This is a genomic window from Sphingomonas palmae, from assembly GCF_900109565.1.
Lineage (GTDB): Bacteria > Pseudomonadota > Alphaproteobacteria > Sphingomonadales > Sphingomonadaceae > Sphingomonas > Sphingomonas palmae.
Map to the genome: position 1 here is coordinate 230,506 of NZ_FNZZ01000001.1, position 26,060 is coordinate 256,565.

The 26,060-nt window shown below is 67.9% G+C and carries 25 protein-coding genes and 1 tRNA gene; 5 read left to right on the forward strand and 21 right to left on the reverse strand.

What is annotated here, in order from left to right; genetic code table 11:
- Positions 1 to 68 precede the first annotated feature (68 nt).
- The gene (locus tag BMW51_RS01080) at positions 69 to 1,355 is read left to right on the forward strand and encodes an MFS transporter (RefSeq protein WP_093002512.1); all 1,287 of its coding nucleotides are present in this window, start codon (positions 69 to 71) and stop codon (positions 1,353 to 1,355) included.
- A 3-nt stretch (positions 1,356 to 1,358) separates the two neighbouring features.
- Here BMW51_RS01080 and rsmD read toward each other — a convergent pair whose 3' ends face one another.
- Positions 1,359 to 1,904, reverse strand: a complete 546-nt coding sequence (gene rsmD, locus BMW51_RS01085) for a 16S rRNA (guanine(966)-N(2))-methyltransferase RsmD (RefSeq protein ID WP_093002514.1) — start codon at positions 1,902 to 1,904, stop codon at positions 1,359 to 1,361.
- Positions 1,901 to 3,211: a pseudouridine synthase gene (locus tag BMW51_RS01090; RefSeq protein WP_093002516.1), complete on the reverse strand. Its 1,311-nt coding sequence runs from the start codon at positions 3,209 to 3,211 to the stop codon at positions 1,901 to 1,903. Before BMW51_RS01090 ends, rsmD begins: the two co-directional genes overlap by 4 nt.
- A gap of 96 nt (positions 3,212 to 3,307) precedes the next feature.
- Between BMW51_RS01090 and BMW51_RS01095 the strand changes: the two genes are divergently transcribed.
- Positions 3,308 to 3,742, forward strand: coding sequence for a response regulator (locus BMW51_RS01095; RefSeq protein ID WP_093002518.1), 435 nt, complete (start codon positions 3,308 to 3,310; stop codon positions 3,740 to 3,742).
- A gap of 140 nt (positions 3,743 to 3,882) precedes the next feature.
- Positions 3,883 to 5,232, forward strand: a complete 1,350-nt coding sequence (locus tag BMW51_RS01100) for an AmpG family muropeptide MFS transporter (RefSeq protein ID WP_425440959.1) — start codon at positions 3,883 to 3,885, stop codon at positions 5,230 to 5,232.
- Between the two features lie 3 nt (positions 5,233 to 5,235).
- On the opposite strand, the gene BMW51_RS01105 is transcribed toward BMW51_RS01100, so the two are convergent.
- From BMW51_RS01105 to BMW51_RS01185, 17 genes are all read right to left on the reverse strand, one after another.
- Positions 5,236 to 5,661 carry a DUF6628 family protein gene (locus tag BMW51_RS01105; protein ID WP_093002520.1) on the reverse strand — a complete coding sequence of 142 codons (426 nt, stop codon included), beginning with the start codon at positions 5,659 to 5,661 and terminating at the stop codon, positions 5,236 to 5,238.
- A 69-nt stretch (positions 5,662 to 5,730) separates the two neighbouring features.
- Positions 5,731 to 7,059, reverse strand: coding sequence for a bifunctional folylpolyglutamate synthase/dihydrofolate synthase (locus BMW51_RS01110; RefSeq protein WP_093002522.1), 1,329 nt, complete (start codon positions 7,057 to 7,059; stop codon positions 5,731 to 5,733).
- 44 nt (positions 7,060 to 7,103) lie between these two features.
- Positions 7,104 to 7,970 (reverse strand): acetyl-CoA carboxylase, carboxyltransferase subunit beta, encoded by an 867-nt coding sequence (accD, locus tag BMW51_RS01115; RefSeq protein WP_093002524.1) that lies wholly within the window; start codon positions 7,968 to 7,970, stop codon positions 7,104 to 7,106.
- Positions 7,967 to 8,800, reverse strand: a complete 834-nt coding sequence (trpA, locus tag BMW51_RS01120; RefSeq protein ID WP_093002526.1) for a tryptophan synthase subunit alpha — start codon at positions 8,798 to 8,800, stop codon at positions 7,967 to 7,969. Before trpA ends, accD begins: the two co-directional genes overlap by 4 nt.
- Positions 8,800 to 10,050, reverse strand: coding sequence for a tryptophan synthase subunit beta (gene trpB, locus BMW51_RS01125; protein ID WP_093002528.1), 1,251 nt, complete (start codon positions 10,048 to 10,050; stop codon positions 8,800 to 8,802). Before trpB ends, trpA begins: the two co-directional genes overlap by 1 nt.
- Positions 10,047 to 10,685 (reverse strand): phosphoribosylanthranilate isomerase, encoded by a 639-nt coding sequence (locus BMW51_RS01130; RefSeq protein WP_093002530.1) that lies wholly within the window; start codon positions 10,683 to 10,685, stop codon positions 10,047 to 10,049. The genes trpB and BMW51_RS01130 overlap by 4 nt, the downstream gene beginning before the upstream one ends.
- Before the next feature lie 51 nt (positions 10,686 to 10,736).
- Complete coding sequence (locus BMW51_RS01135; protein WP_093002532.1) at positions 10,737 to 10,994, reverse strand: hypothetical protein; 258 nt, start codon at positions 10,992 to 10,994, stop codon at positions 10,737 to 10,739.
- A complete protein-coding gene (gene pyrF / locus BMW51_RS01140) occupies positions 10,991 to 11,665 on the reverse strand; it encodes an orotidine-5'-phosphate decarboxylase (protein WP_093002534.1) in 675 nt (224 codons plus the stop codon). Before pyrF ends, BMW51_RS01135 begins: the two co-directional genes overlap by 4 nt.
- Positions 11,665 to 11,994, reverse strand: coding sequence for a lipopolysaccharide assembly protein LapA domain-containing protein (locus BMW51_RS01145; protein ID WP_093002536.1), 330 nt, complete (start codon positions 11,992 to 11,994; stop codon positions 11,665 to 11,667). The genes pyrF and BMW51_RS01145 overlap by 1 nt, the downstream gene beginning before the upstream one ends.
- Before the next feature lie 41 nt (positions 11,995 to 12,035).
- Complete coding sequence (locus BMW51_RS01150; protein WP_093002539.1) at positions 12,036 to 14,345, reverse strand: patatin-like protein; 2,310 nt, start codon at positions 14,343 to 14,345, stop codon at positions 12,036 to 12,038.
- Positions 14,342 to 15,040, reverse strand: a complete 699-nt coding sequence (locus tag BMW51_RS01155) for an endonuclease/exonuclease/phosphatase family protein (protein ID WP_093002541.1) — start codon at positions 15,038 to 15,040, stop codon at positions 14,342 to 14,344. Before BMW51_RS01155 ends, BMW51_RS01150 begins: the two co-directional genes overlap by 4 nt.
- Before the next feature lie 68 nt (positions 15,041 to 15,108).
- A complete protein-coding gene (gene mprF / locus BMW51_RS01160) occupies positions 15,109 to 17,754 on the reverse strand; it encodes a bifunctional lysylphosphatidylglycerol flippase/synthetase MprF (protein WP_093002543.1) in 2,646 nt (881 codons plus the stop codon).
- A complete protein-coding gene (locus BMW51_RS01165) occupies positions 17,747 to 18,190 on the reverse strand; it encodes a DUF2147 domain-containing protein (protein WP_342723041.1) in 444 nt (147 codons plus the stop codon). The genes mprF and BMW51_RS01165 overlap by 8 nt, the downstream gene beginning before the upstream one ends.
- Before the next feature lie 105 nt (positions 18,191 to 18,295).
- A tRNA-Thr gene (locus tag BMW51_RS01170) sits at positions 18,296 to 18,371 on the reverse strand.
- A 49-nt stretch (positions 18,372 to 18,420) separates the two neighbouring features.
- Positions 18,421 to 19,296 (reverse strand): hypothetical protein, encoded by an 876-nt coding sequence (locus BMW51_RS01175; RefSeq protein ID WP_093002545.1) that lies wholly within the window; start codon positions 19,294 to 19,296, stop codon positions 18,421 to 18,423.
- 15 nt (positions 19,297 to 19,311) lie between these two features.
- Positions 19,312 to 20,700 (reverse strand): serine hydrolase domain-containing protein, encoded by a 1,389-nt coding sequence (locus tag BMW51_RS01180; protein WP_093002547.1) that lies wholly within the window; start codon positions 20,698 to 20,700, stop codon positions 19,312 to 19,314.
- Positions 20,666 to 21,988 (reverse strand): replication-associated recombination protein A, encoded by a 1,323-nt coding sequence (locus BMW51_RS01185; protein ID WP_093002549.1) that lies wholly within the window; start codon positions 21,986 to 21,988, stop codon positions 20,666 to 20,668. The genes BMW51_RS01180 and BMW51_RS01185 overlap by 35 nt, the downstream gene beginning before the upstream one ends.
- Before the next feature lie 112 nt (positions 21,989 to 22,100).
- Between BMW51_RS01185 and BMW51_RS01190 the strand changes: the two genes are divergently transcribed.
- Positions 22,101 to 22,727, forward strand: a complete 627-nt coding sequence (locus BMW51_RS01190) for a PadR family transcriptional regulator (RefSeq protein ID WP_093002551.1) — start codon at positions 22,101 to 22,103, stop codon at positions 22,725 to 22,727.
- Positions 22,727 to 23,029 (forward strand): DUF2218 domain-containing protein, encoded by a 303-nt coding sequence (locus BMW51_RS01195; RefSeq protein ID WP_093002553.1) that lies wholly within the window; start codon positions 22,727 to 22,729, stop codon positions 23,027 to 23,029. Before BMW51_RS01190 ends, BMW51_RS01195 begins: the two co-directional genes overlap by 1 nt.
- Here the strand turns inward: BMW51_RS01195 and BMW51_RS01200 are convergent.
- Positions 23,026 to 24,177 carry a glycosyltransferase family 4 protein gene (locus tag BMW51_RS01200; protein ID WP_093002555.1) on the reverse strand — a complete coding sequence of 384 codons (1,152 nt, stop codon included), beginning with the start codon at positions 24,175 to 24,177 and terminating at the stop codon, positions 23,026 to 23,028. The genes BMW51_RS01195 and BMW51_RS01200 overlap by 4 nt on opposite strands.
- A 77-nt stretch (positions 24,178 to 24,254) precedes the next feature.
- A complete protein-coding gene (locus BMW51_RS01205; RefSeq protein ID WP_093002557.1) occupies positions 24,255 to 26,039 on the reverse strand; it encodes a cation:proton antiporter domain-containing protein in 1,785 nt (594 codons plus the stop codon).
- Between the last annotated feature and the right edge of the window lie 21 nt (positions 26,040 to 26,060).

The window sequence follows — 26,060 nt, forward strand, 5'->3', positions numbered from 1 at the left end:
CGCGATTTGATAACCGCGGCGACATCTTGCGCGTTGACGTGGGGAGCGACGCTGCCCGATGACGCGGCATGCCGCAGCCAGCATCTCACCGCCGCATCCTGCTTGCCAGCCTGGTCGGTACCTCGGTCGAATTCTACGATTTCTACATCTACGCGACCGCCGCATCGCTGGTGTTCGGGCAATTGTTCTTCCCCTCGGGCGACGCATCGGTCCAGCTGCTCGCCTCCTACGCCAGCCTGGCGGTCGCCTTCTTCGCGCGTCCGGTGGGTGCCTGGGCGTTCGGTCATTACGGCGATCGTATCGGACGTAAGTCGACGCTGGTCGCAAGCCTGATGCTGATGGGCGGATCGACGCTCGCCATCGCCTTTCTGCCGACCTACGCGACCGCGGGGATGCTGGCGCCGATCCTGTTGTGCGTGCTGCGCTTCGGGCAAGGCTTCGGACTGGGCGGTGAGTGGGGCGGTGCGGCGCTGCTGGCGGTCGAGAATGCGCCAGCGGGCAAGCGCGGGCGCTACGGCATGGTACCGCAGCTCGGCGCGCCGGTCGGGTTCATCGCCGCCAACGGGCTGTTCCTGATCCTAGGCCTATTAATGACACCGGCGCAGTTCCTGGCGTGGGGATGGCGCGTGCCGTTCCTGCTGTCGGTGGTGCTGGTCGGACTGGGGTTGTGGGTCAGGCTCAAGATCAGCGAGACGCCCGCGTTCGCGGCGATGATGGAGGAGGGGCCGCCGCCATCGGTGCCGATGGGCGAGCTGTTGCGGCATCACTGGCGCCGCGCGCTCGGCGGGACCTTCGGTGCCGTCGCGTGCTTCGCGGTCTATTATATCGCGACCGCCTTCGCGCTCGGCTACGCGACCAAGATCCTTGGTGTGAACACGCAGTTGTTCCTGGGGCTGCAGCTCGCCGCGATCCTGTTCATGGCAGCCGGAATCGCCTTGTCGGGCGTGTGGGCGGACCGCACCACGCCGGGGTACGTGCTTGCCTGGGGATGCGCCGGCGCGGTCGTCGCGGGGTTCCTGCTGGTGCCTGGGCTCGGTTCGGGCTCGATCCCCGCGATGTTCGCGAGCCTGGCCTTCGCGCTGTTCGTGATGGGGTTCGTCTACGGACCGCTTGGGGCGTGGCTGCCCGGCCTTTTTCCGGCGCGCGTGCGCTACACCGGGGTTAGCCTGTCCTTTAACATGGCGGGAATCATCGGCGGCGGACTGACGCCGGTCGCGGCGCAGGCGCTGGTTGAACGCGGCGGTCTGCTGCTCGTCGGTGGCTATCTCGCCGCCTTGTCGCTCCTCAGCCTCGTCGCGCTCCTGCTCATGCGCGAGGCGCGCAGCCGCGCGGTCGTGCCGATCCCCACCGTCTGAGGATTAGCCCTCGCGGCGTAGGATCGTGAGGCGCGCACGGCCGTACTGCCGCTCGGCATCGACGGTGTAGCCGGCCAGCTCGACTGCCTCGCCGCGCCCGGTCTCGATCGTCAGCCAGGTGGCCGGACCGATCCAGCCGAGCCGCGCCAGCTTGTCGGCCGCGACCGCCCCCGCGCCCGATGCGTAGGGTGGGTCCATCATCACCAGGTCAAGCGGGGCAGGCGCAGGACCGAGTGCCAGCACGGATCCTGCGCGCACCGTCGCCCGGCTCCCTGCGGCAAAGGCAGTCACGTTGGCGCGCAGCGCGTCGAGCGCCGCCCGGTCCTGCTCGACGAATAGGCAGGATGCGGCACCGCGCGACAGCGCCTCCAGCCCGAGCGCGCCCGATCCGGCGAACAGGTCCGCGACCGACAGGCCGTCGAAACTGCCGACCCTGCTCGCCAGCATCGAGAACAAGGCTTCACGCGTGCGACCGGCCGTCGGGCGCGTCGTGTCACCCTTGGGTGCGACGAGCGCGCGACCGCGCCATTCGCCCGCGATGATCCTCACGCGCGTGGCTTTCGCGTGCCGGGACCCGTCTTCGGCTTCGGTTTGGCCCAGCCGGGCTTGCGCTGGAGCTTGGCCGGGCGGGCAGGGGTGCTGTCGTCGCGCGTCTGTTCGGGAGCCGCGCCTCGGGTGCCGCGTGCCTCGGGCCGGCCGCGTTGCTCCCGCGTGTTGTCGTTCCCGAATGCAGCACGTTTGGTTTGAGGGCGAACGTCGCCGTGAGCGTCGCGACGACCTTCGGCTCCGCCGGCGCGGGGAGGCTTTGTGTCGGTTCGCAAATCATGATCTGCGCCCTTCGGCGACGGACGGGAAGGCGATGCGGCACCGGTGCCGTGACCGGTTCCGCCGCCTGATCTGGCCGGCACGCTCGGTCCTCGCCGCATACGCCGGTCCGGCTCTGACAGTCGCGGGCGGCGATCGGCGGTGGCAGGGTCGTAGCTGGCGCCACTCGCCGCGGTGCTTCGCGCGCCCGCTCGCTCGCCGTCGCCGCGAACGGCAGATGAGGAAGGTCGCGCCGCCGTCTCGCGCCGAAGGGCGGTGGCGGAGATGGTCGTCTCGCGATCCGCCTTGCCCTTGCTTCCCGCTTTCAGCGACTGGCGAAAGGCGACGAGGTCGGCCCCGCGCACCTCGCCGATCCCGCCGACGGGCAGGTCGCCCAGCACGAACGGGCCGTAGCGCGTGCGGATCAAACGGCTGACCTGCAGCCCCAGATATTCGAGCACCCGGCGCACCTCGCGGTTCTTGCCCTCGGTCAGGATCATTTCGACCCAGACGTTGGCGCCGGTGCGACGCTCCAGATTGGCGTCGATGCTGCCGTAGCGCACGCCCTCGATCTCGACCCCGTCGATCAACTCTTCCAGCTGTGCCTGCGTCACCTCGCCGTAAGCGCGGGCGCGATACGCACGCTCGACGCCGGTCGATGGCAGTTCGAGCTGTCGCTTGAATTCGCCGTCAGTGGTCATCAGCAGCAGACCCTCGGTGTTGAGGTCGAGCCGGCCGACCGGCACCAGCCGCGGCAGATCGGCGGGCAGGCGATCGTAGATCGTCGGGCGACCAGCCGGGTCGCGCGACGCGGTCAGATAGCCCGCCGGCTTGTGGAACAGGAACAGGCGCGTCGGCTCGGCAGGAGCGACCGGCTCGCCGTCAACCGTCACGCCGTCCAGCGTCTCGAGCAGCGTCGCGGGCGTGTCGATCACCGTGCCGTTCAATGAGATGCGACCGTCCGTAATCATCCGCTCCACATCGCGGCGCGACGCGACACCGGCGCGGGCGAGCAGTTTGGCGATGCGATGCTGGGCAGGTTCCTCGGCCATGCGCCTGCCTTAGCGCCGCCCAATCACGCACTGTCAAATTTTTGCGACCGAAATCATCCTTTTGCGTTGTGCCACCGTAACGATGAAGGCGGATGCATGTTGTTTGGGCGTAAGCAGCGGCTGATCACTCGTCTTCTCGTCGTCGAGGACGAGCCGCTGGTCGCGTTCGACACCGAACACATGCTGCGCGAGCACGGCTATGAAGTGCTCGCGACCGTCGATCGCGTCGCCGATGCGCGCGCGGTGATCGAGCGTGAAACGGACGGGGTCGATCTCGTGCTGGCGGACGTGCGGCTGGCGGACGGCAGCGGCATCGAGGTTGCGAGGGTCGCTGCGGAGCGCGCCGTGCCGGTCATGTTCGTGACCGGAAATTGCCCGCCCGAGGCACGAGCGCTCGCGATCGGCTTTCTCGCCAAGCCCTATATGGAACGTGACCTGCTACAGGCGATCGAGGTGATCGACGCGGTAAAGGCGGGTCGTCGCACCAGGCGCTTGCCGCAGGGGTTCGAATTGTTCGTCCCGATTGCTTGAGGGTAGGGCGTCAGTCCGAAAGCGTCTGAAAGCCCACGGCCGTCACAACGGCACCCAAGCCGCTCATGCTTGCGCGTTGGTGGCTTCCGTCGCTCCGTTTTCCCGTTAGGGTTGCGCCGACTTGGCGCGGGAGCAAGGTAATGGCGGTGTCGCCGGGAATGACGGATACGCAGCATCGGACGTGGTGGGACGGGGTCAGGCCCTATGCCGAACGCGCGCCGCTCGCTGCACTGGCGCTCGGCATCTCCTCCGGCTTTCCCTACTCGATGATCGCCGCGACGCTGACGACGCGTTTGTCGCAGGCGGGGATCGACAAGAAGACCGTCACCGCCTTCAGCCTCGCTTTCCTGGTCTACAACTTGAAATTTCTATGGGCGTGGCTGGTCGACGGCGTGCGGCTGCCGGTGCTCGGGCGGCTGGGACAGCGCGTGTCGTGGCTCGTGTTCGCGGGCGCGCTCGTGATCGCGGCGGTGGCGCACCTCGCCTTCGTCGATCCGCGCGCCTCGATTTCGGCCACCGCGACGGCCGCGATCCTCGTCGGGATCGCGAGCGCGACCTTCGACATTGTCATCGACGCGTATCGCATCGAGATACTCGAGCCGCGCCAATTGGGCGTCGGCTCGGGCATGAGCCAATATGGCTGGCGGATCGGCTCCGCGGGCGCGGGCGCGATCGCGCTCGTCGTCGCGGCGCGCTACGGCTGGTCGGCCGCCTATCTCGCCTGCGCGACGCTGGCGCTTCCGGCGATGCTGGCCGGATTACTGCTGGGGGAACCCGCGCGGCGGCGCGAACCTGCCGAACGCCGCGGTATCGGCACTGCGGTCCGGGCCGTATGGCAGCCCTTCGCGGAGTTCTTCACGCGGCGTGGCGCTTGGCTGGTGCTCGTCTTCATCCTGATCCACAAGGTCGGCGACACGCTCGCCAATCTGACGTTCCGGCTGCTGTTCGACGATCTGCGATTCAGCAACGATGAGATCGCTTTCTACGACGTCGGAATCGGTTTCTGGGCCTATCTGGTCGGCATCTTCATCGGCGGCGTGCTCTATGCCCGCATGGGGTTGAAGCGTTCGGTGCTGCTCAGCCTGTTGCTGATGGCGGTCAGCAACCTGTCGTTCGCCTTCCTCGCCGCGGCCGGGCACAGCAACGTCGGTATGGCCGGCGCAATCGGGTTCGAGAACGTCGCGAGCGGGATCGGCGGGGTCACGCTGGTGGCGTACTTCTCCGCACTGACCGACCTGCGCTTCACCGCCGCGCAGTACGCGCTCATCTCGGCGGCGACGAGCGTGCTCGGACGCGTGCTGACCGGAACGACGGCGGGCGCCCTGGTCGAGCAGCTCGGCTATTTCAACTTCTACGTGCTGACCACAATCCTGGCGCTGCCCGGCGTAGTGCTGTTCTGGTGGATGAGCCGCGCGGGTCTGATCGATCGTTCGGTCGGCAGCGCTGGCATCGAGGGCCCGGGCGACGCGCGCGACGGCGCGTCGGCGTAAGCGTCACCCGGTAATCGGTCGTCCTTCGTCGGCGAAGGCGGCGGCGAGCGCGGCCGCTGTCGCGAGTACGCCGTCGGCGCGGCGATGGCCGAGCATATCCTGCATCAGCAATCGTGCCTGATCGGTCGCCGTCTCCACCCGCGCCAGGATGGTGAGCAGCGCGTGTTCGGACGCGGTCACCCGGTTGCAGCAGCACGGCGCGATCGCGACCGGCATCGAAGACTCTGCCGCGATCTCCGCCATCATCGCGCGCACGAGCAGCAGCGGACGACGAAATCCTTCGCCGAAGGCGGTGAAGAGTGCGTAGGCGGCGCGCGCGTCCCCCAGTCCGTTCGCGCCCATGCGGCGGATCGCGAACAGTGCGATCTTGGCGTTCGGGCACGCAGGCGCGTGATAGGGGAGGACAGACGACAAGGTACTGGCGGTCATCGCGAACGACTCCTGTTCATTCGCGCAGCCTCTACAACCCGCTATTGCAAGTCAATCGCAGAAATTACGTCAACTCGGCGCTTCGTCGTTGCGCCGGAGAACGTCACCCGCGAGATAAAGCGATCCGGCGATCAGCAATATGTCGGAGCGCGGGTGCCCGGCCTTTGCAGTCAACTGCCGCATCGCAGCGGCAACATCCGGAGCAGCGGTGTACATTCGGATGCCGAGGCTACCAGCAACACTCGCGAGGTCTTCGGGCGCGTGGTAGGCGTGGCCCGGCACCGGAACGGCGATGAGGCAATCGACCAACGGCGCCAGCGGTTCGAGGAAGCCGCGCGGATCCTTGTTCGCCAGCATGCCCAGGATCAGCGTCAAACCATCTTCAAGTCCGATGTGCGGGATCGCCTGCGCGAGCGCTTGACCGGCCGAGGCGTTGTGACCGCCGTCGAGCCACACCGCCGTTCCTCGCGGCGCCAGGTCGACGAGCGGACCAGCGGAAAGCCGTTGCAATCGCGCCGGCCAGAACACGTTCTGCGCACCGCGCGCGATGGCGTCAGCGGGAACGACGAGCGCGCGTTGGTGACGCAGCATCGCGGTCGCCAGCGCGAGATTGCCCGCCTGATGCGCCCCGAACAGTGCGGGCAGGGGGAGCGTCAGGCTGCCCTCGGCGTCCAGATACTCGATCACAGCGCCGTTCGCTCGTTCGTTCCAGGCACGCTGTTGGGCGATCAAGGGTGCGCCGGCAGCTGCGGCCCGATCAGCGATCACGGCCGCGATCTCGTCCGGGTAGGACATGGTTACCAGCGGCACGCCCGGCTTGGCGATGCCCGCCTTCTCCGCCGCGATCTTCGTCAGCGTATCGCCGAGGAACGCCTCGTGATCCATCCCCAGCGCGGCGATGCCGCACACGACCGGTGCCGCGAGCACATTGGTCGCATCGAGCCGCCCGCCCAGACCCACCTCGACCACGCACGCGTCCGCCGGCGTGCGCGAGAAGGCGAGAAATGCGGCGGCCGTGGTCACCTCGAAGAAGCTGGCACCGATGCCGCCCGCGACGTCGAGCACCTCTGCCAGCAGATCGGCCAGCGTAGCATCGTCGATCAGCGTACCCGACAGGCGAATACGTTCGTTGAAGCGGACCAGATGCGGACTGGTATAGCTGTGAACACGGTAACCCGCCGCCTCCAGCGCCGCGCGCAGGAATGCGCAGGTCGATCCCTTGCCGTTCGTCCCCGCGACGTGGAAGACGGGCGGCAGCTGCAGGTGCGGATCATCCAGCCGCGCGAGCAGCCGCGTGATCCGCTCCAGTCCCAACACGTCCGCACCGGGCGACAGCGCCCATAGTCGGTCGAGCTGTGCCTGCACGGCCGCGTCGCTGGAACGCGCATGATCGGGCATGGTCTAACCCCGGTAACTCACGTTGGGACGAGCGATCGTCCGCGTCAGGCCGCCGCGCTGCGCTCCGCACACAGATAGCCGATCACGCTGGCGAGGCGGTCGCGCAGATCCTTGCGGTGCACGACCATGTCGATCATCCCGTGCTCGAGATAATATTCGCTAGTCTGGAAATCGTCGGGCAGCTTTTCACGAATCGTGTTCTCGATCACGCGGCGCCCGGTGAAGGCGAGCGTGGCCTTGGGCTCGGCGATGTGGATGTCCCCCAGCATCGCGTAGGCCGCCATGACGCCGCCCGAGGTCGGGTCGGTCAGCACGACGATATACGGCAGACCCGCATCGTGCAGCATCTGGATTGCGACGGTGCTGCGCGGCATCTGCATCAGGCTCAATATGCCCTCCTGCATTCGCGCGCCGCCCGAGGCGGTGAATACGACATAGGGCGCGTGGTCGGCGATGGCCGCCTCGACGCCCTGGATGAACGCCTCGCCGACCGCCTGACCCATCGATCCGCCCATGAAGGCGAAATCCTGCACCCCGATCACGACCTTTCGGCCGTGGATCGAACCGCGCGCATTGACGAACGCGTCCTGCTCGCCCGTGTCGGTCCGCGCCGCCTTCAACCGGTCGACGTAGCGCTTCGAGTCGCGGAACTTGAGCGGGTCTTCGGGTGCCTTGGGCGGAGCGAGCGGCTGCGCGCTACCCTCGTCGAACAAATAGGCGAAGCGCTCGGCCGGCCCGATCCGATCGTGATGGTCGCACGTCGGGCAGACATGAAGGTTCTCCTCCAGTTCCTTGGTGAACACCATCGTCCCACAACCCTTGCACTTGTGCCACAGGTTCTCGGGCGTCTGCTGCTTCCCCGCCGGAACGATCGAGGACAAGGCATTGCGAACGTTGCTTAACCAACTCATCGTGCTGCTTCCTTGCAAGCCTGAACGAGCGCATTCGGACCCTGGCGAGCCGAGGCGAGCGCGTCCGCCAGGCTGCGAACATAGGTGGTGACATACGCGGGCGCATCGGCGCCGTGCTGCGCGACGATCTCGACGATCGCGGAGCCGACCACGACACCGTCCGCGACCGCGCCGATCTCCCGTGCCTGTTCGGGCGTGCGCACGCCGAAGCCGACCGCCACGGGCACGTCGGTCGCCTGCTTCAATCGTGCAACCGCCTGCTCGATCGAACCCTGCTGCGCCTGCTGCAGCCCGGTGATACCGGCGACAGAGACATAGTAGAGGAACCCCGACGCACCGTTCACGACCTCAGGCAGCCGCGCGGCATCGGTGGTCGGCGTCGCTAGACGGATCAGGTCCAGGCCGGCGCCACGCAGCGCTGGGCCAAGTGCATCGTCCTCTTCCGGCGGCACGTCGACGCAGATGACGCCATCGACGCCGGCGTCGCGCGCCGCCTCGGCGAACCACTGAGCCCCGCGTCGCAGCATCGGATTGGCATAGCCCATCAGCACGAGCGGAACGGCCGGGTGTCTGCCGCGGAACTCGCGCGCGATGTTCAGGATGTCGGCGGTGGTGGTGCCACCCGCGAGGCTGCGGATGTTCGCCGCCTGGATCGCCGGACCGTCAGCCATCGGATCGGTGAACGGCATGCCCAACTCGATCACGTCCGCGCCGCCCGCAACCAGCGCGTCGAGGATCGCCGGGGTGGATGCTACATCCGGGTCGCCGGCGGTGACGAAGGTGACCAGCGCAGGCCGATTGGCCGGGAAAGCGTCGGATAGGCGCGACATCAAATCGCCACCCGGAGGGCCTCGGCCACCGTGAAGATGTCCTTGTCACCGCGGCCGCACAGGTTGGCGAGGATCACCTGATCGCGCCGCATCTGCTTCGATTGCGCGACCACCGCCGCGATCGCATGCGACGGTTCGAGCGCGGGGATGATGCCCTCGCTGCGACACAGCAGCTGGAACGCGTCGAGTGCCTCGGTGTCGGTCACGCTGGTGTAGGTGACGCGTCCGATATCCTTCAGCCAGGCGTGTTCGGGACCGATCCCGGGATAATCGAGTCCTGCCGAGATCGAGTGCGCCTCGGCGATCTGCCCGTCGTCGTCCTGCAACAGATAGGTCTTGTTGCCGTGCAGAACGCCGGGGAAACCGCCTGCGAGGCTCGCTGCGTGCTTCGCGTCCAGCCCTTCGCCCGCGGCCTCGACGCCCAGCATCTGCACGTCCGCATCGTCGAGAAACGGGTGGAACAGCCCGATCGCGTTCGACCCGCCGCCGATCGCGGCGACCAGCAGGTCGGGCAGGCGACCGGTGCGCGACAGCATCTGCGCGCGTGCCTCGCGTCCGATCACGCTCTGAAAGTCGCGCACGAGCTCGGGATAAGGGTGAGGACCCGCTGCGGTGCCGATGATGTAGAAGGTATCGTGGACGTTCGCGACCCAGTCGCGCAGCGCCTCGTTCATCGCGTCCTTGAGCGTGCGGGCGCCGCTTTCCACCGCCCGAACCTCGGCACCCAGCAGCTTCATGCGAAAGACGTTCGGCGCCTGCCGCTCGACATCCTTCGCGCCCATGTAGATGACGCACGGCAGGCCGAAGCGCGCGCAGACAGTGGCGGTCGCGACGCCGTGCTGGCCCGCGCCGGTTTCCGCGATGATCCGCGTCTTGCCCATGCGCATCGCGAGCAGGATCTGCCCGACGCAATTGTTGATCTTGTGCGCGCCGGTGTGGTTCAGCTCGTCGCGCTTGAACCAGATTTCCGGCCCCATCCCCTTGGGTGCGCTCTCGCGCAGTGCGTCGGTCAGCCGCTCGGCATAGTAGAGCGGGCTGGGGCGCCCGACATAATGTTCGAGCAGGTCGTCGAACTGCGCTTGAAATGCCGGATCCTCCTTCGCCGCGCGATACGCGCGCTCGAGGTCGAGGATCAGCGGCATCAGAGTTTCGGCGACGTAGCGGCCGCCATAATCGCCGAAGTGACCGCGCGCATCGGGCTGCTGGCGGAAACTGTTGGGCGTGGCGGCAGGAGCGGAGGTGAGTGTCATAGGCGGCGCACCGCTTGAAGGAAGGCGGCGATCTTGTCCACGCTCTTGACGCCCGGCGCTTCCTCGACTCCCGACGATGTGTCGACCAAGGTGGCGCCGGTGCGCGCGACCGCCTGTGCCACGTTGGCTGCGTCCAACCCGCCCGACAGCGCCCAGGGCAGCGGCGAACGGAAGCCGTCAAGCAGCGACCAGTCGAACCGCACACCCATCCCGCCGGGCAGTGCCGCACCTGTGGGCGTCTTCGCATCGAACAGCAGCCGGTCGGCGGCACCGGTGTAATCGCGCGCAAGGTCGAGGTCGGCCCGGGTCTTGACCGCGATCGCCGCCCAGGTCTCCATGCGGGTTAGCGTTCGCAGATGCGCAACCTTTTCGGGCGCGGTCCGGTGAAGCTGGATCGCGCGCAGCCGCCCCGCCTGCACGGCGCGCGCAACCGTCTCATCATCGGGATCGACGAACACGCCGACCGCGCCGACGTGATCGGGCACGCGCTCGGCGAGCATCATTGCTTGATCGAACGACACGTCGCGCGGCGAAGGCGCGAAGAAGACGAAGCCGACGTGGCTCGCCCCGCCCGCGATCGCTGCATCAAGGGTTGCGGGCGTCGAGAGTCCACAAATCTTCGCCGTCACATGCATGGCCCGCTCCTTAGCAACGAGCGCCGCCAATGACCAAGTTTGCGCGAAGGATTACGGCATCGCCAGGCTGGCGAGTTCGTCGACCGAGATCCCGTAAACCGCGCAGATATGATCGCGCAGCGCCCGTTTCGCCGTCGCCATCTCGGCGTAGGCGATCTCCTCGAGCGCCTCGGCATCATGGTTGACGGTGAAGCGGTCGGGCACGAGCACGTTCCATGTCAGGTTGTGACGCCGTGCGGCTTCGCGAACCGCGTCTACGAGCGCGTGGGCGTCATCCTGCATCACGCGGGGCGGTTGTGCGTCGATCATAGCGTCGCAGCGATCGCGCGTGCGGCCTCGTCTGGGTCGCTCGCCTGCGTGATCGGACGCCCGATCACCAGCATCGATGCGCCGTCGTCGAGCGCGCGGCGCGGCGTGACGACGCGCTTCTGATCGCCCGCCGCACCATCTGCGGCACGGACGCCCGGCACGACAAAATAGCCCTTGGGCCACGCACGGTGCGCTTCCTTGACCTCCGCGCCCGAGCAGACGATCCCGTCCAGCCCCGCTTCGCGCGCGAGATCGGCGAGGCGCAAGACGTGATCGTGCGCGCTGCCGCTCACGCCGGTCGCAGCAAGATCGCTGTCGTCGAGGCTGGTCAGCATCGTCACCGCCACCACGCGCGTGTCGGGGTGCGCCGCGGCCTTCGCATCCTCCAGCATGGCGCGGCCGCCGCTCGCGTGAACCGTCAGGACAGCGGGTTTGAGCACGGCGAGCGACTGCACCGCTTTCGCGACCGTGTTGGGAATGTCGTGAAGCTTCAGGTCGAGAAAGACGGGAAGGCCCACTTCCTCGATCGCGCGCACGCCCGCCGGACCGTTGGCACAGAAGAACTCGAGCCCCAGCTTCACGCCGCCGACGTGATGCCGCACCTTCTGCGCCAGCGCGCGCGCGCGGACGAGATCGGGCGTGTCGAGCGCGACGAAGATGCGGTTCGACATCAGACTGCCTCCGGGCTCGTCGCCGCCGGAGGTGGCGGAGGCGGCGGCGGTGCCTGTTCAGGGAACGCGGCCTCGCTAATCGCGCGGGTGCTCGCCAGCGCGCGCTCGGCTGCCGCCAATCGCTGCCGCAACCGCCAGCGGATGACGTGCTGGTAGATCAGCGTCGGCAGGAAGCCGAGCAGGAAGGTCAGCAGCAACAGCAATGGCAGATTGATCTCCATCACCAAGTCGCCGAACAGCTGGATCGAGACGGTGGTCCAGTTACCGAAGGTGAACACCGCGGCGATGAACGCCAGCAGGCACCAGAACAGGATTTTTAGAAACTGCATCGCGGCCGACGCTATCGCCCGCTGCGCATTTTGGCCAGCCTTCAGCCGATTTCGCGGCGCAACGCGGTGAACAGCGGTGGGATGGCGGCGAGGCGTTTCTCTTCCTCGTCGAGGATGGCTAGGAACGCGGCACGCTTGATCGCGGCAACGCGGCCCGCGCGCAGACGGCCAGGACCAGGCAGGGTAGAGACGGTGATATCGATCATCCGTTCGGCGCCGTGCAGGCGTCCCCAAAGATAATCGTTCTCGCGGTAGGCCCGGCTGAAAAACGCACCGAAGCTGTTGAACTGGATGCCCTTCAAGGTCGCCTCGGCGCCGCCGCTTCGGATCGTTCGCGCATCGTCGGGCGAGATGCGGTCGACCCGGATCGGGTCGTACTCGTCCGTGCCTTCTCCCTGCAGCAGCGGCAGGGTCGCCACGTCGATGTAGGGGAAGCCGAGATAGTTGAGCAGCATGGCACGACGCAGGTCGCGCGGCAGCGCCGCGAGCGCGGCGGCGATCCGCGCGTCGGTGTCCGCATCGAGCTTCGTCAGGTCGAGCGAGGTGCCGAGTGCGTCGAGTAGCGGTTCGGCATCTTCGCGCAGACCACGCACCATTGCGCGCAACGATCGGTGCCGCTCCGGCCGACGCGCGTCGAGATAGGCGCCGAGCGAGGCGTAGACCTCGTTCCTGAGCGGTTCGAGCGTCGCCGCCCCCGCCGTCGCTTCCGCCTCGCTGATCCGCCGCGCGAGCAGGCGCAGCCGCCGCACGCGGAAATCGAGATCGAAGGTGCGCAGGAAGGCGACCGCCGGCTCGCTGCCCGCACCGGTGAATACCGCACGCTCGGTCACCCCGCGTCTGCCAAGCGCCTGATCGATGCGCGCGCGCGTGTTGCTCCACCGCTGCGTTCCCGGTGCGCCGCCGACCGCGTGGAGCAATGTCGCTATGAATTCTATGACGTTGGAGGTTTTGAGGTGACCGTAGCCGGCATAGGAGAAGCCGGCACGCTCGGCGGCCGACTCCTGCGCCCGGCGACGCCACGCGACCAGCCGCGCGGGCGTCGGGCGATCGAGGAAGAAGGTTCGGCCGAACAATTGCTCGATCTCGCGATCGATGTCGGGCCTGATCGCCTCCAGCACCGCGCGCATCCGCTCGATGCGACGCGTGCGTTCCGCCAATGCCTCCAGATTGTCGCGGATCGGCTGCTGGCGCGGCAATTCGCTGACCGCGCCCAGGATGGTCTGAAAGAAACCCGGTACGCCATCGACCGCGCCGGACAGCCGGAACTTGGTGCCAGGCGACGGGTCGATATAAACGAAGCGGCGATCGATTTCGCGGCGGGCGGGCCGGTCGCGCAACGCGTCGATCGCGGGGCGGAAAGGCGCGTTGGCGAGTACCGATCCGTCGATCAGCGCGGTCTTGGCGATGGTGTTCGCCGCGAATTGCCGCGGCAGGATGCGGCGCAGGAACACGCTCCGCCCGGGCCAACGCGCGCCGCGTTGCTCCAGCGCCATGTCCAGCTCCGTGACCGTCAGCGGTGGGAAAGCGCCGGGGAAGCTCGAGGTCGCGCGCGCAGCGAAGGTCAGTTCGGCCGGGTCGGCAAGCGTGTCGCAAGCCCGGCCGCTGTCGCTGAACGGAAACACCAGCCGGTGCTCGGTCTCGATCACCTCGGGTGGCGAATGCAGCTCCAGTCGCTCGGGGTGACCGGTGAAGTCGGTCACGGTCACGAACAGATCGAGCGGCTGACCCGGCGGCAGCAGGCGCGGGCCGCGCGCCGTCCCCGCCATCGCCGCGAAGGCGTCGAGCAGCATGTTGGTGAACCCGCTGCCCGAGAAGGGCGGCTCGAACCAGCGTGACCGGACGAAGTGCGACAGCTTGGCGCGCACTTCCTCGCGCGTGCCCTCGTCGGCCTCGTCGAGCTGGTCGGCGCTGCGGCCCGCCGCCATCCACGCGAGCGGCAGCGCCCACACTTTGGCGAATCGCGAGGCAGGGGCTGCGTCGGCGTCGATCAATCGTTCTACATCGGCACCGTCGAGCCAAAGATCGGTCAGCGGATCGAGCGACTGGCCCGACGCGATCGCCTGCGCCAGAAAGATGCCGTTGATCCCGCCCGCGCTCGCGCCCGCGACGATGTCGGGCAGCACACGTACCCGGATGTCCGCTGCCTCGCGGATCTCATTCAGCAGGTCGGCGTAGACGCGTGCGGAGCCGGTCAGGTCGGTCGTGTCGTCGTGAACGGCGCGGCTCGCGCGTGCCAGGTGCCAGACCTCTTTGGTGATGCCGTGCATGTAGACCGCCAGGCTGATGCCGCCGTAGCAGACGAGCGCCAGCCGAAGTTCCTTCTCCTTGGGCGCGCTCGCGTCGCCGCTCATGCCAGCGTCAGCTCGGCCCAGATCGGCAGGTGGTCGGATGCCTTGCGGGCAGTGGGACTGGCGTGAACCCCGCAGGCAGCGATCCGCAGGTCGGGCGATGCCATGATCCGGTCGAGCCGCGCGATCGGGCGGCGCGCGTGAAAGCTCGGACCCGTCTCCGCGAAGGCGAAATGCCGAGCGAAGTCGCGCAGGCATCCCGACATGCGGCTCCACTCGTTCAGATCGCCCATCATCACGGTCGGATGCTGACGCGCACAGGCAGCGACATGGGTCATCACCGCCTGCGCCTGACGCCGGCGCCACAGGCCGGAGAGGTCGAGGTGCATGCCGATGATCCGCATCGTCGTGCCGTGGATCGACACGTCAGCCATCACGGCGCCGCGCGGCTCGAGTGCGGGCAGGTGGAGCACCTCGCAGTCATCGATGACGGCCGAACGACGCACAAGCAGGGCATTGCCATGCCAGCCGCTGCTGAGCGCGCGGACGCCGAACCCGACTGCCTTCCATCCGCCATGCTCCTCCAGCAGATGCGGCGTAATCACCGCGGCGCGCGTACCGAAGCGCCGGTCGGCCTCCTGCAACGCGACAATATCGGCATCGATTTCGGTGAGCACGTCGAGGATGCGCTGCGGGTCGCGCCGGCGATCGGTGCCGATCCCCTTGCGCATGTTGTAGCTCGCGACCTTGACCTTCATCACACGAGCGAAACGAGCGTTGACCGGGTGAGTTGCACGCCCGGTTCACCCGGGAGTGCGCCGTCGCGCTAGACAGCGAGCATTACCGGCCGCGGGTGCACCGCGCTGTTTTGACCTTTCGGCGGCTCAGCCTCGCGCCGTTTCGCGGCAGGTGCGATTACCGGCACTGGCGAAGGCTGCCCGATCAGCCGCGACAGGTCCCGCAACGCCTGGACGAGCCCCAGGCCGCGCGGCCCGGCAATGTAGCGCGGCTCCCAATCGGGCGCGAACTTCTCCTTGTAAGTGCGCAGGCCGCGGAAGCCGTAGAAGCGCTCACCATGCTGGAACACCAGCGCGGCCGCGCGTGCCCATGCGGGTGCCAGCCGCCGACCGGCGATCCCCGACAAGGGCGCGATGCCGAGCGAGAAGCGCTCGTACCCCTGCTCGCGCGCCCATTGCATCACGTGCACGAACAGGAAGTCCATCGTCCCCGACGGAGCGTCATCGCGGTGCCGCATCAGATCGACCGACGCCTCGGCCCGGTTGGCGGTCAGCCACAGATTGGCGAAGGCGACGATCCGGTCATCGACCATCGCCAGCGCGACGTCGAAGTGCGACAGATAGTCGGCGTCGAACCGGCCCAGGCTGAACCCCTTCTCGGCGTGGCCCTTCGCGGCTGCCCATTCGTCCGACACGACGCGCAGTTCATCGATGATCGCGGGCCCGCCGCTCGCCGGCACGATGCGGAAGGTGAGGCCGCGACGCGCGGCGGCGCGTTCGGCCTTGCGCACCGATCGCATGCGCGGCGTCTCGAACGTCAACTCGCGCAGGTCGACCACCGCTTCCTCGCCGTATTTGATGACATGCAACCCCATGCCGATCGCCAGGTCGAGCACCGGCGGCGTGATCTGATAGAGCAGCAATCGGCCCTGCGCCGCATCGGCCAGATCGCGGATGCGCCAAAGCAGGTCGGGCCATTCGCTCTGCTCGCCGACGGGATCGCCCATGACGATCCAGCTCGCGCCGCGCCGACGATACATCAGCATCGCGGTGCCGCGCTCCGACAGGAGGAAGTTCTTGTCGCCGGTGAGCGCCAGCAGCGCGTCGGTACGCCTGCCGCGCGCCAGAATGTCCGACACCTTACCCGGATCGCACGCGATGTCGGGCGCGCTCGGCGCCGGCCCCATCCACCGCCATATGGCTACTCCGGCCAGCAATACCGCCACTCCCAGTGTGGCGCGCAGGAAACGCGGGGCGTCGCCGCGCAGGGCAAAGCGCCACCACAGATCGTCCTGGTACGGGATCTGACGATAGGCGAAGAACCCCGCCCAGGTCGCGCTCGCCACCACCACTGCGACGGCTCCCAGCCATGCGCCCGAGAGCGGCATCTGCGTCAGCGCGGTCCGACGATAGAACGCCGCGCGGGTCCAGTGGAGCAGCGCGGCGAGCATCAGGCACGCGGTCGCCTCCTCATAGTCGATGCCCTTCACGAGCGAGAAGATCGCGCCCGCGATCAGCAGCGCGCGCGTTGCCACGAACGCACCGTCGAGCCGCCGATAGAGACCGGGGGCGAGCAGCAGCAGCCCGGTGCCGACCAGGCTGGCGGCAATGTGGCTCGCCTCGATGAAGGGGAGCGGGGCGATATGCGAGAGCATGCCCATGCGCCCTTTCAGCGACGGCAGCGACCCTGACAGCAGCAGCATCGCACCGCCGATGAAGGTCGCAGCGGAGAGCACCAGCGGCGCGATGCCGGTGGCGGCGGCGCGCCCCTCACGCAGCAATCGCAGGGACAATGTGCGTCGCCGCGCGACTTCGCGCACGGCAAGCATGACGACCGACACGGCGAGCGGAAGCAGGTAGTAGATCAGCCGATAGGCGACCAGCGCGGCGAAGGCGGTAACCCGGTCGCCCGGCAAGACCGCCAGCACCACCGCCTCGAACACGCCGATGCCGCCCGGCACGTGGGTGACCACCGCCGCGACGATGCCCAGGGCGTAGGCGAGCACGAAGCTCGGCAGCAGGTGCAGCGACGCGCCCGGCATCAGCACGAACAACGCGGCGGCGGCGGCGGTGACGTCGATCAGCGCCACGCCGATCTGCGCCAGTGCCTGTCTGCCGCTCGGCAGCGGCAGGCTGAAGCGATGCCAGCGCAGTGGTCCGTTGCTGTGGGCGCATAGCAGCACCAGCGCGGCGGCGGTGGCCAGAATGGCGGCACCCATGACGTGCGACAGCGCGGGTGAGAGCGTCACGCCAGCGAGTGAGATCGCGTCGGAGCGGGCGAGCAGCGCCGCGCCTGCCACGGTGATGATCCCGCTCCAGAACGTCGCGCTCGCGACGCCGATCACACGCGCGATATCCGGTCCGTCGAGCCCGGCGGCCGTGTATATGCGATACCTTGCCGAGCCTCCGGTCACCAGCGACAGTCCAAGATTGTGGCTGAGCGTGTAGCTGGTGAACGAGGCGAGCGCTGCGGTGCGCCACGGCAGCGGGCGCCCGATCACGCGCAGCGCCAGCGCATCGTACAGCGTCAGCGCCAGATAGCTGAGCGCGGTAAAGGTCATCGCGGCGACGATCTGCGGCACCGTCATCGCATGCAGCACACCGCGGACTTCGGCGTAGCTCAGGTGCCGGGTGAGCTCCTCCATCGCCGTGAATCCGAGCGCCACCAGCAGCAGCACCAGCGCGACCGACAGCGCGACGCGGTACCGTGCCGCCGCGGCGAGCAGCTTATCCACGCGGCAGTTCCGACACGCGCTGCCACACCTGCGACTTGCACAGCAGGCCGTGCAGGATGCAGCCGCGAACGCGCATGTTGCTGTCGTCGACCTGCTCGATCAGCGAGTAGAAGTGCCGCCCCATGTCAGGCACGAACACCGTGCCCGCCCAGCTGCGCGCACCCGTCGGACGATAGTTTTCCAGCAGCGACGTGCCGATCAGATTGGGAACGTTGCCATCGCGCGCGTCCTGCTGCGCCTCACGGCTCGCCCAAACGACGCGGCCGCACAGCCGATCAGCGCAGGGCAAGGTGCGCACCGCGACACTATGGTATGGGTTGATCCACGTGCCGTAGATAGAGGCGGACGGCGCAGGCTCAGCGGCCGCCGCCGCTCCGCCGATCGCCAGCGCCGCCAAACCCATCGCCCACGTCGCAATCCGTCCAACCATCGTCATCGCGCCATCCTCCCGCATGCGAGATGGAGCTAGCGCAGCGCAACTTGCCGCAGCGTCGACGCTGGCTGAACAATCGGTAATGGTCGGGGGCGACGACGGAGAATCTGGTGCCGGTTGCAGGAATCGAACCCGCGACCTTCGGTTTACAAAACCGCTGCTCTACCAGCTGAGCTAAACCGGCACGTCGTGCGCGCCGCCATGCGTCACCCGCGCGTCGGCGTCCAGCCCCTTTACGGCGCGCCGAAGGTCCATCCCTCGATCCGCGCGACCTCGGGCGTGAGCGCTGACGGATGCCACAGCTCGGGCCGGGCAGCGGCGACGCGTAGCCACGCGGCGCTGAGCAGCGCATCGCTGCTGTGATCGTCGATCGTGCCGTCGTCGGGTACAGGCTCGCTCCCCAGACCAGCGAGCGCGTCGTTCAACGCGGCGGTGTCGCGCAGCTTGCTTCGGCCCGCGCGCACCCCCGCTTCTCGCGCGGCAAGGGTGGTGTAGATTTCGAGCACCACGCTGCCGTGCCCTGGATCGCGATCGAACGGCCAGATCGGGATGGCGCCGCTCAGACGATGCAGCATCCGCATGCCGGTCAGGCTCGACTTGCCCACCTGCGCCGCCCCGACGAGATTGAGGTTGCTGACCGGGCTCAGGCCCAGTGCGGCCTGGGCATGTTCGGCCAATCGCCAGCGCCCACGCCCGGGCGGAAACAGATCACCGACACGTCCGCCGTGACGCCGAAAGTGGCGCGAGGCGTCGGGGTGGTCGACGAAGCTGGTTGCGGAGAGGTGCGGGTCGCCGGCGCAGATGCGGTCTACCAGCGCCCATAAAGCGCGAGCGTCCGGCGGGCTCTGTGTCCACTCGGGGAAATAGCCGCTTCGATCGAAAAAGGGCAGCGCGGTTCCGAGGTCGAGCCCGACGAGCGTGTCGGGCGGTAGATCGTGCATGATCCAGTCGAGCACCTCCGCGCGTGACCAGATGTGCTTCGGCCGTACCAGCGCAGGCGCCGAGTTCCCGTTCGTGCACAGCGCAACCCGGATGCCCTTCTGCCGCTCGCCGACGGCGCCGGACCAGTCGATCCCGGCGAAATGCCGGAAGCGCGGCGCGTCGACCATTGGGCTCGCGGGCGATCAGCGCTGCGCAGCGAGCACGTCGGCGGTGAAGCGGGCGATGTCGAAGCTGCTCCCCGCCGGATCCTCGCCGCGACGTACCACCACCAGCTTCTCGGCCGGGATCACCATCACATATTGCCCCCGGTTACCCTGCGCCGCGTAGCTACCGGCGGGCAGACTCTGCTTCGTGCCGAACAGCCACATCGTAGCACCATAGCCCTCGGCACGCTCGGGCTGCGGACCGGACGGCGCCGTCATGTAGCGGAGCCAGCCCGCGGGAAGTACGCGTTTGCCCGCCCACACGCCGTCCTGCAGCCAGAACTGCCCCAATCGTGCGAGATCGCGTGCGGTCGACCAAACGTCCGACGACAGGATGTAATTGCCCTGCCAGTCGCGCTGCGCGACCGTGTGCGTCATGCCCAGCGTCGTGAAGAGCTGCTGCGGCAAGCGGTCGTACGCCGCCTCACCAAGCGATGCGCGGAGGCTGCGGACCGCCAGGAGAATGTCGTTGTTGGCGTAGCGAAAGCGCGAGCCGGGCTTCGCCTCCAGCGGCCACGATGGCGCCTGCTCGGTCACGGTCGTACCGCCGAAGTAGATCGCGTCGGTGCGGTTGCCTGCCGTGTCGCTGTGCAGGCCGGATGCCATGCGAAGCAGGTCGTCAAGCTTGATTGCACGCCGCGGATCGCCGCTACGCCATTCGGGTATATTGGCCGGCTGACGCGGGTCCACACCGGTCATGCCGACCAGCGTGCCGCTGATGCTCTTCGCGACCGACCAGGTGCGATTGGCGACGAACGGACCGAAACCGTCACGGTAACGCTCGGCGATCACCTTGCCGTCGCGCAGCACGACCACGCCGACCGTCTGGCTGCCGCGGCCATAATCGGAGAAGGCGCGCGCGACGACCCCGGCCAGTGCAGGCGAGGGGGCCGGGCTGATGCCGGCGTCGCCCATCGGCCACTGGCGCGGATCGGCTGAGGCAGGCGCCGGTGCGCGCGTGTAGGTCGTCGCGATCGGCGGCGTCACCGCCCCGATCGGCGCCAGTGTGCAGCCGCGGCCGCGCTGCCACGTCGCCTGCCGTGCCGGAATGTCAGGCGCGAACGGCACCGTCACGCGAGCAGTGGAGCGATCGACCGTCGCGGTCAGCGTCGGCACGAGCGCGTCATATTCGGGATAGATGCCGCGCAGCTCCAGCGCCTCGACGGCGGCCTGGCTGCGTCCGGTGTTGAACACGCCGCCGCAGAGCGTCGCCGCCTTGTACCCGGCGGCGATCGCGCGCGCGTAGCGCTCATCGGCCCGTTGCGGCGAGGGCGCTTGCGCAGGTGCCGGGCCACTCGTCAGCACAGTGGCAAGCAGGACGGGGAAGAGCGTGCTAGTCGCGCGACGGTTGAGCATGGCGTCGTTCATCCCACCAAGCCATCCGCTCGGCAATCCGCTTCTCGAACCCGCGCTCGGTTGGCTGGTAATATCGCTGGGGCGGTAGCTCGTCGGGCCAGTAGTTCGCACCGGAGAACGCGTCCTCGGCGTCGTGGTCGTACTCGTATCCCTTGCCGTAGCCGATGTCGCGCATCAGCTTGGTTGGCGCGTTCAGGATGTTGGCCGGCGGCATCAGCGATCCCGTCTCGCGCGCGCTGCGCCACGCGGCCTTCTGCGCGGCATAGACCGCGTTCGACTTGGGCGCGGTCGCCAAATAGACGCAGGCCTGCGCGATCGCGAGCTCGCCCTCGGGGCTGCCGAGGAAGTCATAGGCCTCTTTCGCGGCGAGGCACTGCTGCAGCGCCTGCGGGTCGGCGAGGCCGACATCCTCAACCGCCGCGCGTGTCAGCCGCCGGAGCAGGTAGAGCGGCTCCTCGCCCGCGGTCAGCATGCGCGCGAGATAATAGAGCGCGGCATTCGCGTCGGAGCCGCGGATCGCTTTATGTAGCGCGCTGATGAGGTTGTAGTGACCCTCGCGATCCTTGTCGTAGACGGCGACGCGGCGCTGCAGGAAGGCCGAGAGGCCAGCGGGATCGAGCGGCTGGTCAAGCGCGACCGAGAACAAGGTCTCCACCTGGTTGAGCAGAAAGCGCCCGTCACCGTCCGCGCTGGCGATCAGCGCGTCGCGCGCTGCGTTGTCGAGCGGTAGTCCGCGTCCGACCTCCGCCTCGGCGCGCGCGATCAGTTCCTCAAGCGCGGCCGAACCGAGCCGGTGAAGGATCAACACCTGTGCGCGGCTGAGCAGCGCCGCGTTCAACTCGAACGACGGGTTCTCGGTCGTGGCACCCACCAGCGTCACCGTGCCGTCCTCCACGTAGGGCAGGAAGCCGTCCTGCTGCGCGCGGTTGAAGCGGTGGATCTCGTCGACGAACAGTAGCGTGCGCTTCCCCAGCCGTGCGTGATCGCGTGCCTCGGCAAAGACCTTCTTCAGGTCGGCGACGCCCGAGAACACGGCCGAGATGGGGGCGAAGCGCAAGCCCACCGCGTCGGCGAGCAACCGCGCGATCGTGGTCTTGCCCGTACCGGGTGGTCCCCACAGGATCATCGACGACAATCGCCCGGCCGCGACCATCCGGCCGATCGCGCCATCTGGGCCGGTCAGATGCTCCTGCCCGACGACCTCGGCGAGCGTGCGCGGTCGCAGGCGGTCGGCGAGCGGTGCGTCGAGTGGCGGCGGGGAGGGCGCGGTGGGCTCCAGCCCGGCGAAGAGATCGGCCATCGCCTCGTTCTACTCCGCGATACGCGGCACGTCATGTCGCGCATGAAGATATATCTGGATCGCTCTTGCCAACGTTGTTCTTAGATATCTTTGGGTCAGAAAAGGAGACACCATGAGACATCACATGAACGATTGCGGTCGCCACCGGCACGGCTGGGAGGCACGTCTGGCCGCCAAAATGACGTCCTTCGCGATGCAAGGCCCGCGCGGCGGCAGACGCGGACCATTCGGGGGCGACTGGTTCGTTTCCGGTGAGGAGCCACGCGGCGGGCGGCGCGCGCGCATGTTCGACGGCAGCGAATTGCGCCTCGTGCTGCTCAAGTTGATCGCCGAGCGGGCGCGCCACGGCTACGACCTGATCCGCGAGATCGAGGCGCTTACCGCGGGGGCCTATGTGCCGAGCCCCGGCGTGGTCTATCCGACGCTGACGTTGCTCGACGAGATGGGCCTGATCGCCGAACAGCAATCCGACGGCGCGAAGAAGCGCTTCGCGATCACCGACGAGGGCGTGCAGCATCTGGCGGAGCGCGCCGAGGAAGTCGCCGCGCTGATAAACCGGCTGCGCGAACTGGCCGCACACCGCGAACGCGTCGACGCCGCGCCGATCCGCCGTGCGATGGGCAATCTGAAGGTCGCACTGGGCCACTCGTTCGCGTCGGGCGAGGTGCAGCAGGAGCGATTGCACGAAGTGGCGGCGATGATCGACGAATTGGCGCAGAAGATCGAGAGGCTGAAGTGATGACCGACCATCTGTCCGTCGCACGCGTGCCGACCCAGTCAGCGAGCCGTTATCTCCAGCAGCTCGCCAAACACTGGAGCCACAAGATGACGGTCACCTTCTCCGAAGAGGAGGGCGTCATCACCTTTCCGAACGAGAGCCGGCTGGAGATGCGCGTGAGCGACGACACGCTCGACCTGCTCCTGCGCGTACCCGCCGGTGAGGATAGCGCGCGCATGCGCGACGTGGTGGCGAACCATCTCGATCGCTTCGCCTTTCGAGAAGCGCCGCTGACGTTCGACTGGCAGGAGCGCGACGCCTAAGCGGACACGCGCGCGCGCATCACCTCGGTGTAGGCCGCCAACACCTGAGCGTTGGCGGTTTCCCACTGGAACTCGGCAGCGCGCGCGTGACTGGCGGCACCCGCCTTGCTGCGAAGATCGGGATCGCGGATCAGCTTCGCGATCGCCCCGGCATAACCGTCGATCTGCTGCGGTGTAACGAGGAAGCCGGTGACACCGTCCTGTACCAGATCGACCGCGCCGGTCGCCCGCGCCGCCACGACCGGAACGCCCGCCGCCATCGCCTCCGAGGTGACCTGGCCCCAGGTTTCGGTGACACTCGGATTGAACAGAACGTCCATCGACGCGACCGCGCGACCCAGGTCATCGCCGCTCTGGAAACCCGCGAACGCCGCTTCGGGCGCGCGACCGGCGAACCAGTCGCGGGCGGGTCCTTCGCCGACGACGATCACGCGGTGACGCACGCCGCGTTCGCGCAGCGCCGCGATCACGTCGGCGAACACGCCCAGTCCCTTCTCGAGCACCAGGCGCCCGAGAAAGCCGATCGCGACCTCGTCGTCGGCGATCCCCAGCGACCGGCGCCACTCGAGGCTGCGGCGCTCGGGCGAGAAGCGCTGGTGATTGACCCCGCGCGGCCACAGCGAGATCGTCGTGTCGACACCCAGCTCGCGGATGATCTCGCCCATCGACGGTGTCGGCACCAGCACGCGGTCGGCACGATTGTAGAAGCGCTTAAGGATCCAGCGGATCGCCGGTTGAATGAAGCCCAGTCGATAATAATCGAAATAGGTCTCGAAACGCGTGTGAACCGCGGCGACGACGGGAACATCGTGCCCCCGCGCCCAGGTCACCGCCGCGTGTCCCAGAAACTCGGGCGCAGATACGTGAACCAGATTGGGGGCGAACGCCTCCAGATCGCGGCGCGGCGCGGTGGGCAGCGATCGGCCAAGTTTGTACTCGCCACGGCCCGGAAACGGAATCGCGGGCACGTCGACCAGATCGCCGCGCGGCGCGAACGCCGGCGTGGGGGAGGTGGGGGAGTAAACGCGGACCTTGACGCCCTGCGACAGCAAATAGCCGACCAGCAGGTTCTGCGCCTGGTTCGCGCCGTCACGCACGTAATTGTAGTTGCCGCTGAACAATGCGACGCGAAGGTCGGAAGGCCTCATCAATCACGCACCTAGGGTCAGTTTCCGGCATAAACGTGACGTGAGCACTGGAAGATGCATCGGGGACCGTGCCGGCGTCAGTTCGCGTCGACGGCCTCGATCTCCTCCCGGCTGCGGATGCGGCGGATACGCGGCTCGCGTGACATCATCGCCTCGGCGCGGATGTCGTTGCGCAGCTCTTCGCGCTTCTCGTGGATCGATGCGATCACCGGACCCATCGCCGCACCCAATTCGACCAGCACGGCCTCGGACAATTGCAGCGAACTCTCCAGCGTTTCGGGCACCGCATCGGTCACGCCCGCCCGGTACAGTTCCGCTGCGTGGCGCGGATCGCGCGCGCGCGCGATGATCGGCAGCTCGGGAAATTGCGCGCGCACTTGCCGCGTCAGCCTGACCGTCAGTACCGGATCGTCCATCGTCAGGATCAGCGCGCGCGCCGATGCGAGGCCCAGCCGGTCGACCAGCTCGCGCCGCACGATGTCGCCGAAGACGACATTGTGTCCGGCAGCGCGGGCGCGGGTGACCGCGTCGATGTCGGCCTCGATCGCGACATAGGGTCGATCGTGCCGCGACAGCATGTCCGCGACGAGTTCGCCGACCCGTCCAAAGCCGATGATGATCGTGCGTCCGCTGTCGTCCGCGGGCACATCCTCCAGCGGCGCACGACGCTCGATCCGGTGCGAAATCGCGCGTCCCAAGGCGGCGAGCAGCGGCGTGATCGTCAGCCCTATGGCGGTCACCGTCTGCCAGAAGGTCGCCGTCGACGGCAGGATCAGCCGCGCCTGCGCCGCGGTCGCCAGCACAATCAGCGTCGTCTCCGACGGACTGCCCATCAGCAACCCCGTCTCGGCTGCGACACCGCGTCGCGCATTGAACACCCGCAGCAACAGTCCGGTCACGACCGCCTTGGTCAACACCACGCCCGCGACCGCGAGCAGCAGCGACGGCCAGTTGGCGAGGATCAGCCGTAGGTCGACGCTCATGCCGACCGTGATCAGGAACACGCCCAGCGCCAGTCCCTGAAACGGTTTGGTGATCACCTCGACCTCGGAGTGATACTCGGTTTCCGCAATCAGCAGTCCGGCGAGCAGCGCGCCGACGATCGGCGACAGACCGGCCGCGGTCGTGGCCACGCTGGCGACGATCACGACCAGCAGCGAGGCGGCGAGGAACAGTTCGGGGCTCTTCGTACGCGCCGCTTGCGCGAACAATCGCGGCAGAAAATATCGCCCGCCGCCGTAGATCGCGACCACGGTCAGCCCGCCGCGCAGCGCCACGCCGGCGATTCCGGCCCAGCCGTCGTCACCCGCGGTGGGGGCCATCGCCCCCAGCGCGAAGATGATCGGGACCAATGCCAGGTCCTCGAACAGCAGCATCGCGAACGCGCCGCGCCCGACCGGGCTCGACGTTCCGACCAGCGGCAGCACGAGCGCGGTCGAGGATAGCGACAACGCGAGCCCCAGACCGGCTGCTCCCGCCCAGGGCTGCCCGAGCAGGTGCAAGCCCACCGCGATCAGCGCCGCTGAGCCGAGCAATTGCGCCGCGCCGGTACCGAACACCGCCTGCCGCATCGTCCACAAGCGGCGGAACGACAGCTCTAGCCCGATGGAAAACAGCAGCAGCACGATCCCGAACTCGGCGAACGGCTCGATCGAGTGTGGATCGGAGATGGTGATATAATAAAGCCACGGGAACGCCTGCGTCAGCGATCCCAGGCCCGCCGGCCCGACCAGCGCGCCGACCAGGATGAAGCCGATCACGGGGCTGATGCGAAAACGCGCGAACGCCGGAATGACCAGCCCCGCCGCGCCCAGCACCACCAGCGCGTCCGAGAAACCAGCGTTTTCCAATCCGATTGCCATAAGCGGCACCTTGGCGGATGC